At 63.0% G+C, this 12,744-nt stretch carries 9 protein-coding genes; 2 read left to right on the top strand and 7 right to left on the bottom strand.

Annotation, left to right across the window (positions count from 1 at the left end):
- From V7D69_RS13940 to V7D69_RS13915, 6 genes are all read right to left on the bottom strand, one after another.
- A partial coding sequence (locus tag V7D69_RS13940; protein ID WP_333606094.1) for a sulfate ABC transporter substrate-binding protein occupies positions 1-538 on the bottom strand: 538 nt, incomplete at its 3' end.
- A gap of 326 nt (positions 539-864) precedes the next feature.
- A complete protein-coding gene (locus V7D69_RS13935; protein ID WP_324060927.1) occupies positions 865-2,313 on the bottom strand; it encodes a TolC family protein in 1,449 nt (482 codons plus the stop codon).
- Between the two features lie 13 nt (positions 2,314-2,326).
- The gene (locus tag V7D69_RS13930; protein WP_324060926.1) at positions 2,327-5,518 is read right to left on the bottom strand and encodes an efflux RND transporter permease subunit; all 3,192 of its coding nucleotides are present in this window, start codon (positions 5,516-5,518) and stop codon (positions 2,327-2,329) included.
- Between the two features lie 59 nt (positions 5,519-5,577).
- The gene (locus V7D69_RS13925) at positions 5,578-6,855 is read right to left on the bottom strand and encodes an efflux RND transporter periplasmic adaptor subunit (protein WP_442947064.1); all 1,278 of its coding nucleotides are present in this window, start codon (positions 6,853-6,855) and stop codon (positions 5,578-5,580) included.
- Positions 6,852-7,250 carry a hypothetical protein gene (locus tag V7D69_RS13920; protein WP_333606093.1) on the bottom strand — a complete coding sequence of 133 codons (399 nt, stop codon included), beginning with the start codon at positions 7,248-7,250 and terminating at the stop codon, positions 6,852-6,854. The genes V7D69_RS13925 and V7D69_RS13920 overlap by 4 nt, the downstream gene beginning before the upstream one ends.
- A gap of 409 nt (positions 7,251-7,659) precedes the next feature.
- Positions 7,660-8,271 carry a TetR/AcrR family transcriptional regulator gene (locus V7D69_RS13915; protein WP_333606092.1) on the bottom strand — a complete coding sequence of 204 codons (612 nt, stop codon included), beginning with the start codon at positions 8,269-8,271 and terminating at the stop codon, positions 7,660-7,662.
- A 177-nt stretch (positions 8,272-8,448) separates the two neighbouring features.
- Here V7D69_RS13915 and V7D69_RS13910 point away from each other — a divergent pair, with 177 nt between their 5' ends.
- Both V7D69_RS13910 and V7D69_RS13905 read left to right on the top strand, forming a co-directional pair.
- Positions 8,449-10,410, top strand: coding sequence for an OPT family oligopeptide transporter (locus tag V7D69_RS13910; protein WP_333606091.1), 1,962 nt, complete (start codon positions 8,449-8,451; stop codon positions 10,408-10,410).
- A 207-nt stretch (positions 10,411-10,617) separates the two neighbouring features.
- Positions 10,618-11,892 carry a sensor domain-containing diguanylate cyclase gene (locus V7D69_RS13905; RefSeq protein WP_333606090.1) on the top strand — a complete coding sequence of 425 codons (1,275 nt, stop codon included), beginning with the start codon at positions 10,618-10,620 and terminating at the stop codon, positions 11,890-11,892.
- A 118-nt stretch (positions 11,893-12,010) separates the two neighbouring features.
- Here V7D69_RS13905 and V7D69_RS13900 read toward each other — a convergent pair.
- The coding region (locus V7D69_RS13900; RefSeq protein ID WP_333606089.1) for a S1 RNA-binding domain-containing protein at positions 12,011-12,744 on the bottom strand (734 nt) is incomplete at its 5' end.

Below are 12,744 nucleotides of genomic sequence, written 5' to 3'. Positions count from 1 at the left end.
TGCGGCCGTAGGCCCAGGCAGCCAGGAAGTTCCAGCGCGCGCCGCCGCTCGTCTTGGGGTTGGGCGTGATGACCTGAATGCCTGGCTTGACCAGATCACCCCAGTCCTTGATACCTTTCGGATTGCCCTTGCGGACCAGGAACACGATCGTCGAGGTATAAGGCGCGCTATTATCAGGCAGCGCCTTCTGCCAGTCAGGGGGAAGCAACTTGCCCTTTTTAGCGATCGCATCAACATCGTAAGCCAGCGCGAGCGTGGCGACATCGGCTTCAAGGCCATCGATGATAGCGCGGCTCTGCTTGCCCGAACCGCCGTGACTCATCCTGAAAGTTACGACCTGTCCGGTTTTCTTCTTCCAATACGCTGCGAAAGCCGGATTGACGGCCTGATAAAGCTCGCGCGTGGGATCGTAAGAAACATTAGTGAGTTCCACCGTGTTCCCGCCCTTCCCGCCGCCGGAACAACCGGAAAGCGTCACCGCTAGTCCAGCCACCGTCGAAAGGAATATGCGGCGCGTGGTCGCTCCAGAAATCGTCATGGCTTGATTCCCCTGATAATGAACCTTTCATAAATCAACCATTTTAGTAGACATCAAATGAGTTCTACGCAGCCGTAAAGTTCAGCTTTACACTCTACTCATTAAGTAGAGAAAATACCTATACCGAGATGCATCTGGCGGATGCCCTCCGGGCACACGCATGTTGAACACAGGGGCCACGCCATCAAAACGCGACGACTCGCCCCGCTCCCGCAGAGGTATTTTCAATCAATGCGGTAGACAAATGCGCGGCGATGAAGCGAGCCTTTAAACCGCCAAAACGAGTGGGAGCGCCGCGAGCCGGGCCGCCATCTCGGCCTCGGTTTTTATCCCGCGGGCGATCCGGTTCCTGCGACGACCTTTCCGGCCTGCCCCTGCCATGAACCGCCGAGCGCGCGAAACAGGTCGACTTGGGCAAAAGCCACCGCGCGCGTCGCCTGCGCGTAATCGGTTTCCGACTGCGCCAAGGTTCGCTGAGCATCCAGGACGTCAAGCGCATCGATCTCCCCCCGGCTCTGGCGTGCGATGCTGACTCGCGCAGCGCGGTCGGCAGCCTCACGCGCAGCGGCGAGCCGCGCCTTGCGTAGCAAAGCGTTGCGATAGGCAGAAAGGGCAGTCTCGGTTTCCTCAAGCGCACGTAGCACGGTGCCGTCGAACGTCGCGAGATCCGCATGGACATCCGCCTTCGCCCCGCCAATGCGTGCGCGGATCGCTTCCTGATTGGGGAAAGCCCAGGAAATCAACGGGCCCAACAACCAGCGCAGGGGCCCGCCGCCGAAAACTGCGGTGTCACCCAGCGCCGTAGTCCCCACTGAACCGCCCAAGGTGATGCGGGGATAAAGGTCTGCCGTCGCCACGCCGATGCGTGCAGTATCAGCGGCAAGGCGTCGTTCAGCCGCCTTCACATCGGGTCGCCGCGCCAGCAGCGTGCGCCCGTCGCCCACGGGGATCGGCTGCCGGACATCCGGCGTGATCGTGCGTTCGCGCGCCGCTTGTGGCAAGTCCTGCGGAGCCCGGCCGGTCAATACGGCCAGGCGGAACAAGGCCGCGTCACGCGTGGTCTGCAGGGTCGGCATGATCGCGGCCTGCTGTTCGCGCAGTTGATTGAGCCGGATCACGTCCAGCCGCTGATTAAGTCCCCGCTGAAAACGGGCATCGGTGATCCGCACGGAATGATCGAGCAGATCCACCGTGCTCTGGGCGACGGCGAGCTGCTCCGCCGCGCTCGCTGCATCGACATAAGCACGCACGGTGTCGGCAACCACCGTTACCCGCACCGCGTCAGCATCTTCCTGTGCAGCGGCAAGGTCGGCGCGCGACGCCTCGATGCCGCGCCGCACGCGCCCGAACAAGTCGACCTCGTAATTGACGGAGAACTCGCCATCGACCGTGCGCCGCTCCCTGTCTATGCCCGGCAATGACTGGCTCTGCGCGACGCGGCCATAAGTGACGGTTCCATTCACCGCCGTCTGAGGCAGGGTGTCTGAACGCGAACCGCGCAAGTTGGCGCGCGCCCGCTCCATCCGCGCCACCGCCACGCGCACATCGGTATTGGCGGCCAAAGCATCGGCGACGAGACCGTTCAGCACCGGATCGTCGTAGAGTCGCCACCAGTCGTTGTCAGGCATGGCCGTGGTCACTTCGGGCGACTGGCTTCCTACGAAAGACCCCTGCGCTGCGGGCGGCGGCGCCGGGGCAATATAGTTCGGACCTGCAGCGCAACCCGCCAGGCTGGTCGCGACGAGCAGGGACGCGGCGATCGTGTACTTTTTCATTGCGGACATCCCTTCATTCCGCCGGCTGCAACGCATGCTCGCGGGGGCCTGACTGGCGCCGCCACCGCAGCCGCTCAGCCAGTTTGCGGCAGACGACATAGAAGGTCGGTGTGAACAGCAGGCCGAAGGCGGTAACCCCGGTCATGCCGAAGAACACAGCAGTACCCAGCGCCTGCCGAAGCTCCGCGCCTGCGCCCTCCGCGATCACCAGCGGCACTGTGCCCAGAATGAAAGCGAAACTGGTCATCAGGATCGGCCGCAGTCGCGTACGCGCGGCATGGACCGCCGCCTCCACAGTCGACATGCCTTCCTCCTCCTCGGCCTGCTTGGCGAACTCAACCACCAGAATCGCGTTCTTGGCCGCCAATGCGATCAGCACGACCAGGCCGATTTGTGTGAGGATGTTGTTGTCCATCCCTCGCAAGTTCACGCCCAGCATCGCCGCAAAAAGGCACATCGGTACGATCAGGATGATCGCCAGCGGCAGGGTGAGGCTCTCGTATTGCGCCGCCAGCACCAGGAAGACGAACAGCACCGCCATTCCAAACACCACGCCCGCCGTATTGCCGGCGATCGACTGTTGATAAGCAATGCCGGTCCACTCATGGCCATAGCCTGCGGGCAGTGTTTCGTTGGCGACCTTTTCCATGGTCGTCAGCGCCTGACCGGTGGAATAGCCAGGCGCCACGCTGCCATCGACTTCCACCGCCGGCTGCAGGTTGTACCTCACCACGCGATAGGGGCCGGTTTCATTGCGGAAAGTGGCCACGGACCCGATCGGCACCATCGCGCCCGAGTTGGAGCGGGTCTTGAGATTGGCGATGTCAGCCGTCGTTTCCCGATAAGGCGCATCAGCCTGAGCGGTCACGCGGTACGTGCGCCCGAGCAGGTTGAAATCATTGATGAACGCGGAACCCAGATAGACCTGCAGCGCCTCAAACACCCGCTCCGGCGGCACACCCAGCATGTCGGCCTTGCGCCGATCGACATCGGCATAAACGCGCGGCGTCTTCATATCGAAAAGCGTATAAACCTGCTTCAGCTCAGGCGACATATTGGCCTTCGCCAGCATCGCGCCGGCGGCCTTGGCAAGTTCTGCATAGCCGCGCCCCTCCTTGTCTTCGACGATCATGCGATAGCCGCCCGCCGGGACGATGCCGTTGATCGTCGGAGGCGGGATGAGAAGCACCTGCGCCTTGTCAAAGCCCCGCATCGCGGCCTCTGCCTGATCCATGATGCCCTTGTACGTCACCCCCAATTCCTTGCGTTCGGCAAAGCTCTTGAAGGGGAAGTAGATCGCGGCGGAGTCGGGCGCGGAGGTGCGAGAGGGGCCGTGGAAGCCGCCGAACATCACGGCGCCGCGCAGGCCCTTGATCGGCAGGATGCGCTTTGCCACGTCCTGCATCGCCTCATCGGTGCGCGACAATGACGAGCCTGGCGGCAGGAAGATCGCAGCGAGAAAGTAACCCTGATCCTGCTGCGGCACGAAGCCGGCCGGCGTTGCCCAAAACAGTCCCAATGTGGCGGCAATAAGTGCGCCGTAAGCGGCCATCATCCGCATCGGACGCAGGACCAGCCGCCGCGTAAGCCGCGCATAGCTCTCGCTCATCCGCTCAAAGGCGCGGTTGAAGCGGTCTCCCGCATCCTGCAGCATGTGTTTCCAGCGCGGCGCATGGGCGGGCACGGGATGACGCTCTTGCAGCAGAATGGCCGCCAGCGCGGGCGAGAGCGTCAGCGACAGCAACAGCGAGATCACCGTCGCGGTCGAGATGGTCACCGCGAACTGCTTGTAGAACTCGCCCGAAATGCCCGTGATGAACAACGTCGGCACGAAAACCGCGCAAAGCACGAGGACAATGGCGACCAAAGCGCCAGAGACTTCGTCCATGGAACGGCGCGCCGCGTCGATCGGTTTCATGCCATGTTCGATATAGCGCTCGACATTTTCGACCACGACGATGGCGTCGTCGACGACGATGCCGATCGCAAGCACCAGCCCGAACAGCGAGAGATTGTTGAGAGAATAACCGGTCGCCGCAAGGACCACCGCGGTGCCGATCAGCGAGACAGGGATCGCGATGATCGGAATCACCGCCGCCCGCCAGTTCTGAAGGAACACGAGGATGACGAGGACGACGAGCACGACCGCTTCGAACAGTGTGTGATACACCGCGTCGATCGACTGACCGATGAACTCGGTGGGATTGTAGATGACCGAGTATTCGAGGCCGCGCGGAAAGGACTTCGCCAGTTGGTCCATCTCCGCGCGAACCGCCTGCGCCGCATTCAGAGCGTTGGAACCCGGACGCTGCATCACCGCGATGCCTACGGTCGGTTTGCCCGAGAGATACGTGTTCGTGGCATAGTCCTGCGCGCCGAGTTCGACCCGCGCCACGTCCCGGACGCGGACTTGGCGCCCGTCGGCATCGGTGCGGATCACCACGTCGGCGAATTGCTCCGGCGTCTTGAGCCGTCCCTGCATCTCAACGCCGATCTGATAGGCCCCGGACCGGCTACCGGTATCGAACGGCGGCTGACCCAGAGCGCCGGTAGAGACTTGAACGTTCTGCGTCCGCAGCGCGGCGATGATTTCGCCTGCTGTCAGGTTGAGGGCGGCGGCCCTGCCGGGATCGATCCAGATCCGCATGCCGTAATCGCGTGAGCCGAACAGCCGCACGTCACCCACGCCGTCCAGTCGCGCGAGCCGGTCCTTGACTTGCGTCAGCGCATAATTCGAGATGTAATCGCGAGCCAACGAGTTGTCCGGCGATTGCAGATTCACGACCATCAGGAAGTCGGGAGAGGACTTGCGCGTCACCACACCCAACTGCTGCACTTCCTGCGGTAAACGCGGCGTGGCCACGGCCACCCGGTTCTGGACAAGGACCTGCGCCGCGTCGAGATCGGTGCCGATCTTGAACGTGACGGTGATCGTCACCTTGCCATCGCCGGTCGACTGCGAATCCATGTAAAGCATGTTGTCGACGCCGTTGATCTCCTGCTCGATCGGCGCGGCGACGGTATCGGCCACGGTCTCGGCCGATGCGCCCGGATATTGGGCGGTCACCGTCACCGTCGGCGGAACGATGTCCGGGTATTGCGTGACGGGAAGGCCGAAGAAGGCAAGCGCGCCTACCACGGTGATAATCACCGCGATAACGCCCGCGAATATCGGCCGGTCGATGAAGAACCGGGAAAATCGCATGAGTATGTGCCCCTGGTGGAAGGCGCGCGTTGTGGGCCGACGCCTTCGTTACGGGTGGATCAATTAGCGAGCGTCGCCTGCGCGGCCATCGGGGCTACGGGATCGCCGCGAGAGCCGGACTGCCGCGGATCGGCCGCGATCGCGCCGCGCGCGCTCCTCACTTTGGCGCCGGCAACGGCGGCCTGATAATTCGAGATCACCACCGCATCCGCGGGCACAAGGCCGGAACGGATCACGCGCAGACCATTCACCAGCGGCCCCAGTTCCACCGGCTTCGCCGTGACGGTGCCGTCCCTGCCGACCGTCAGGACGACCTTGCGCGCCTGATCCGACTGGACAGCGTCATCAGGCACCAGCAGCGCTTTAACCGTGCCGCCATCCGCCAGGCGCATGTTGCCGAACATGCCCGGCGTCAGGAAGCCGTCATGATTGCTCAGGACGGCGCGCACGCGGATCGTGCCTGAGCGAGGATCCAGGCCGTTGTCCGTGAAGTCGAGCGTGCCGTTCCAGCGATAGTCCGTTTCGTCCTGCAAGCGCACCTGCACTTTCGCCGCGCCCCCTTGTCCGGCCCGCTCGCGCTGTGTCTTGAGAAACAGCGCTTCGGATGCATCAAAGGTGAAGTAGATCGGATCAACAGCGTTGATCGTGGTCAGCAGGGTGGCATTGGCGCCGTTGTCTCCCGAGACAAGATTGCCCACGTCCACGCGGCGATCCGAGATACGGCCGGAAATCGGCGCGCGAACTGTCGCGAACTCAACGTCCAATGCCCGCTGGCGCGCCCGGGCCTGAGCTGCTGCAAGCGCCGCTGCCGCCGAGCGGACGCGTGTACGCCGTTGGTCAACCTCGCTGGCGGCCATAGCTTCGTCGCCAGTGAGGCCCGCCACGCGGTCGTAATCGGATTTCGCCAGCGCCAGCGCGGCCCTGGCCGAAGCGACCTCCGCCTGTGCTTCGGCCAGGGCCGCGCCGTAAGGCCGAGAGTCAATCGTGAACAACGCCTGCCCGGCGCGAACGAAATCGCCGTCTCGAAAAAATATGCGCGTAATCGCGCCGGAAACGCGGGGGCGCACTTCCACTGTCTTGCTGGGCGCGAAGCGGCCGATGTAATCGTCCCATTCGGTCACTTCCCGAATAAGCGGGTGCGCCGTCTGCACCACCGGATCGGGTGGAGACACAGCCTGCACGTCGGAGGAGTGAAACATCTTCCAACCAAGACCGCCGATCGCCACGACAGCGATCACCGCAATCGCCATGCCGCGGCGGCGCGACGGTTTAAGGCGGTCTTCAGGGAACTTTTGCCCGTCGTCAGCAGGCGTTTCGATTTGAACCGGGAAGTTCACGCTGGAAGCCTCCCGCTGAGCGCGCGCGAACGCCCGATGGAATCGATGACGGCCCCGATCTGGGCCTCATCGTAGCCGGCCTCATGGGCCTCTCGCAAAGCGGAGGAAGGCAGCAGATAGCCTTGGCGCCAGACCTGCACCGCAAGCCGCCTCAATGCCTCGAGGCGATTATCGGCGAGCATTGGCGATGCCGGAACCGGTCCGAGGACCAGCCTGCCCAGCCAACCCCGCCGCCGCGGTGGACGCAATGTCTCCAGCCCGTCGTCCCGCGCCAGCTCGACCACCCGCAGTTCGAGCGTAGAAAGCGGACCGAATGATCGGCTCTCTGCTGAAAGATCGTGCTTCGACGCGTTCAACGCCTGCGACATCGCACCGCTGAAATCGATGAAGGCCATGGTTCAAACTCCGTGAAAAGTGTCCGGCGCGCACCGAGGGGCTTGGGGAGGGAGGCGCGCGCCGGAGCGTTTCCGGCACAAGGGTCACCGGAAAATCCGCAATGTTCAGCGGCCGGCAGACGGTATCGTCCACCTAAATAACCGCATTCGTCTGTTCAGAGGCCCGCCCGCAAACGGAGGGTGCCGCGATTAGCCCGTGAAGGCTGGTGCAATGGATTTGCGCATCAGACCTCCGGGGGAAAGGTGAGTCGGATAGCTAGTTTGTATACCGGCTGGTATATATTGCGGTGCAGCAGGCGTCAAGCCTCTTTCTGTACCGATCAGTAGATTTGATGCAGATTCATCAAATTCAAGAGCTTGAACGGAAAAATGAACGAAAATTTTCCCGTCAACGCGCGCCGACGATGCGTCAGCGGCCCGGCCAAAGGGCAAGAAAAGTATCAACCACGCTTTGCAAATCCGCGCGGCCAGTGCCGCCTTGCGCTTTTACGGCGATACCCTGAATCACGGTCAACAAACATTGCGCCAGCGCTTTGGGGTCGACAGTGTCCGGCAAGTCTCCTTCCACTTTCGCCCGCTCAAAGCGAGCGACAAGCGCAGCTTCGGACGAAGCGCGCCGCGCAAGCACATCATCGCGGATCGAAGCCGCTTCGGTGGTGCATGCCACCATGCTTATGATGCCGAAACAACCTTGCGGATCAACGGCTCCACAATGCGCATCAAGCGCTCCGCCCAAGAGACGCTGAGCCACCGCGCGAGCGGTTGGCGCTTCCAGCGCGGCGCTTACATAGCAGAGCTTCTCGCGCTCGTAGAGATCGAGCGCCTTCTTGAAAAGCGCTTCCTTGTTGCCGAAGCAGGCGTAAAGGCTGGGCTTGGTAATGCCCATGGCCTCGGTCAATTCCGCCATCGAAGCACCCTCGTACCCGCGCTGCCAGAAGATGCGCAGCGCCGATGCCAACGCGACGTCGGGATCGAACTCCCGCGGGCGACCCCGAGCCTTGATTGCGGCGGAAAATTCCATACCGATCGGTATATAGTTACAAGGGCACAGTTAGTCCAGTGTCATAAAAAAGCGCCGGCGCGCCGGACGCGCCATGCGACGCCGCAGAAGAGTTCAGTCGAACCGGAAATGGCGAACCTCGACGGTCCGCCAAGCACATGGCATAGCCCTTCGACGAAAGCAGCGGCGAGGAAAATCATGGCGGTTCAGGCAGACAACACGCTTCAACAGCCGCACGCCATGCGGGAATTGACCGTGCGCGGCGTATTGCTGGGCGGTGCGATCACGCTGCTGTTTACCGCCGCCAACGTCTATCTCGGACTTAAGGTCGGACTCACCTTCGCCACCTCGATTCCCGCCGCGGTCATTTCGATGGCCGTGCTGCACGGTTTCAAGGATGCGACGATCTGGGAGAACAACATCGTCCAGACCGTCGCCAGTGCAGCGGGCACGTTGGCCGCGATCATCTTCGTGCTCCCTGGGCTCGTCATGATCGGCTGGTGGCATGGCTTCCCTTATTGGACGACGGCAGCGATCACGGGCACCGGAGGGATACTCGGCGTGTTGTTCTCCGTGCCCTTGCGCAGGGCGCTCGTGGTCGACACCCCCCTTCCCTACCCCGAGGGCCATGCCGCCGCAGAAGTTCTGCGCGTGGGATCGGGTTCGCGCGAAGGGGCGGAGGAGAGCGCCAAGGGGCTGTCCATACTCGTCTGGAATTCGCTGGCTTCCGCCGGTTTCGCGATCCTGGCTCAGACCCGGCTGGTGGTGGCCGAAGCTGCCGTGTGGTTCCGCGCCGGAGCGGGGGCCACCGGGATATCCGGCAGCCTCTCGTTCGCGCTGTTGGGCGTCGGGCATCTCGTCGGCCTTTCGGTCGGCATGGCGATGTTCCTGGGGATGGCCGCCGGCTGGTGGATACTGCTGCCCTTGCTCACCGCCCATCACCCGATGCCCGGCGGCGCCGAAGCTTGGGCGGCAAGCGTGTTCAAGACGGACGTCCGGTTCTTCGGCGCCGGCGTGATAGGCATCGCCGCGATATGGACGCTGATGCGGATTGCCGGTCCCGTCATCGGCGGCATTCGCTCTGCGATGGCCGCAAGCCGCGCCCGGCACGATGGCGAGGCGCTCGCGATCGTGGAGCAGGACCTGCCGATCGGCTATGTCCTTTTCGGCACGCTGGCCGTGCTGGCGCCGATCGCTATTTTGCTCTGGACTCTCCTGTCGGGAGGACCGCTGGCTGGTTCCGAGATCATCCTCATCCTGGGCGCCCTCGCCTTCGTAGTGATCTTCGGCCTTATGATCGCGGCCGTATGCGGCTATATGGCCGGCCTTATCGGAGCCTCGAACTCGCCGGTGTCCGGTATCGGAATCCTTTCGGTAGTGGCCGCGTCTCTCATGCTTGTGGGCCTGTTCGGCCGAAACAACGGGACCGACACTGTCGCTCTCGTTGCTTATGCGCTGATCGTCACCGGCCTGGTCTTCGGCGTCGCCACGATTTCCAATGACAACCTTCAGGATCTCAAGACCGGGCAACTCGTCGGCGCCACTCCCTGGAAGCAGCAGGTGGCCCTGGTCATCGGGGTAATATTCGGCTCGCTGGTCATTCCTCCCGTGCTGGATCTGCTTAACGCCGCCTTCGGCTTCGCCGGTGCCCCCGGCGCCGGGCCGAACGCGCTTCCCGCGCCGCAGGCGGCGCTGATCTCCGCCCTGGCCAAAGGCGTGCTCGGGGGAGACCTCAACTGGGCAATGATCGGTTGGGGCGCCGCCGCCGGGGTCGTGTTCATCATTCTCGACGAAATGCTGGGCCTCGCCGGTCGGCTTCGCCTGCCACCGCTAGGCGTCGGCATAGGCATTTACCTGCCGATGAGCGTGATCCTGCCGGTAGTCTTCGGCGCAGTGCTAGGCTGGTTCTACGACCAGTGGGCCTCGAACCGGACCGATCCGGAATTGGCCCGGCGGATGGGGGTGCTTACCGCCACCGGCCTTATTGTCGGCGAAAGCCTGTGGGGCGTGGCTTTCGCCGGCATCGTGGCGGCATCGGGAAGCAGTAGCCCGCTCACGCTGGTCGGCGATGGTTTCGCGGTCCCCGCGCTCGCCGCAGGATCCGCACTGTTCCTGGCATTGACCTGGGCGCTTTACCGCCGCACCCGGCAATTGGTGTAGCAAGCACATCCGCCAAATTTTTACGTTGTGTTCAAAAGAATTAATAAGAACGCCGGCCACCTTCATTCTTGTGTTCACAAATACTCTCAGGAAAAATCAATTGTAACCGCATGATTTCTTGGCAGTTTTGCGACGAGTGGGGGAGATTTAACAGTTCTTTAAGGCGATTCGCTTATCACTACCCCAAACAGGATTGAGTGGGAAGCGGTGCACAAGGACACTATCTTCGATGCCGACACACGCTTCGCCGCGGGTTTGCGGCGGGCTATGCGCGTGCTTTTCGTCGTGGTGATGTTGATGGCCGTCGCGACGGTCTTCCTGCACGGCATCGCGATGCAACTGGTGGCATCGGCCGCCGCGGCTTTTGCTTTCGCGCTCCTGATCGTCACGAACATCGCCATCAGCCAGGCGCGCGGTAAATTCGGTGAGCACTTGCGCCTTTACGATCAGGCGCGGGACACCGGCCATCAAATCGAAGAACTCTTCGCCATGACCGACATGCTCCAGGCGGCAGAGGATCACAACGACGCCGGCGCCGTGCTGCAGGCCACCGCCGAGCGCCTCCTGCCGGACTTCAGCGGCGCGCTTTACGTCTTCAACAACTCGCGCGACCGCCTTGACCTTGCCAAGTCATGGAGTCGTTGCGCGCAGTTCGAGCCCCCAAGCGCTCTGCTGCCCGGCAATTGCTGGGCGCTGAAACGGGGCAAGCCGCATATCAATGATCCCAGCACCGGCACACTGTGCTGCATGCATCAGATCGGGTCCGTCGCCACTGTCGAACTGCCGATGATGGCGCGCGGCCAGGTCTTCGGCCTTCTCATGCTGGCGCGCGAGGGTGAGAATGCCTTCGAAGAGTTGAAGGACGTCCGCCGCATCGCGCGCGCCCTTGCGGACTCGATGTCGCTGGCATTGTCCAACATCGCCCTGCGCGAGAAACTGCGCACACAGTCGCTGCGCGATCCCCTGACCGGCCTGTACAACCGCCGCTATATGGAAGACGCGCTGGAACGATATGTCAGCTTAGCCGAGCGCACGAGCAGCGCCACCTCAGTGGTCATGATCGATCTCGACAACTTCAAGCGCCTCAACGACGAGTTCGGCCATGCGAAAGGCGATGCGGTTCTGCGCGACGTGGCCGGCCAGCTTGTCGGCGCCTTGCGCCCCGCCGATGTCGTGGCTCGCTACGGCGGCGAGGAGTTGATGGTGATCCTGCCCAACTGCGGGCTGGAAGACGCCGCCGCCAAGGCCGAAATGCTGCGTATGCGGGTCGAAGGGCTATCCGAACTTCATGGCGTGCCGATCAGTGCTTCGTTCGGCGTGGCGACCGTGCCCGAAACCTCAACCAACGCGGCCGACATCATCCCGATGGCCGACGCCGCGCTCTATGCCGCCAAGGGAGCGGGCAAAAACCGCGTCGTATTGTCCGAAAAACGCAGCCATCGCGACGACAAGCCAGCGCCACGCCTTGCCGTGAACGGATAGAGGAAGTTCCCCGTCTGCCTGCGCGAGGCATCGCGCGGGTGGCATGACCCCGCCAACGAAAAAGGGGCCGCGTTAACGCGACCCCTCTTCCAACGCATCTTGTTGGCAAGACGCGCGATCAGTCTTCCTTCAGGAAGGCCGGCATGTGGTTCGGATCGCCACCTTCCTCGCGATCACGGCGTTCGCCGCGGGGGCCACGATCACGACCGCCCCGATCGCGTCCGCCGTCACGCCCACCTTCACGACGGGGCCCGCGGCGGTCGCCACCACGGCCGCCTTCGCGATCACCGCGCGGTTCGCGCGGCTCGCGGGGCGGGCGGGTGTCTTCCAACTCGGCGCCGGTTTCCTGATCGACGACGCGCATCGACAGGCGGACCTTGCCGCGGTTGTCGATCTCAAGGACCTTGACGTAGACCTCCTGGCCCTCTTTGACGACGTCGGTTGGCTTCTCGACGCGCTCGTTCTTCATTTCGGAGACGTGGACGAGGCCGTCCTTGCCGCCCATGAAGTTCACGAAAGCGCCAAAGTCGACGATGTTGACGACCTTGCCCTTATAGATCTTGCCAACCTCGGGTTCCTCGACGATGCCGAGGATCCACGCCTTGGCGGCTTCGATCTGCCCCAGGTCGGACGAGGATATCTTGATGACGCCCTCGTCGTCGATGTCCACTTTCGCGCCGGTCTCGGCAACGATCTCGCGGATGACCTTGCCCCCGGTGCCAATGACGTCACGGATTTTCGACTTGTCGATCTGGATCGTCTCGATACGCGGCGCATGAGCCGAAAGCTCGGTACGGGCCGAGCCGAGGGCCTTGGTCATTTCGCCCAGGATGTGAGCGCGGCCACCCTTGG

The sequence above is a fragment of the Novosphingobium sp. genome (assembly GCF_036733805.1).
GTDB lineage: Bacteria > Pseudomonadota > Alphaproteobacteria > Sphingomonadales > Sphingomonadaceae > Novosphingobium.
The sequence above is the reverse complement of the archived record's forward strand: the minus strand, read 5'-3'. Positions and strand labels throughout refer to the sequence as shown.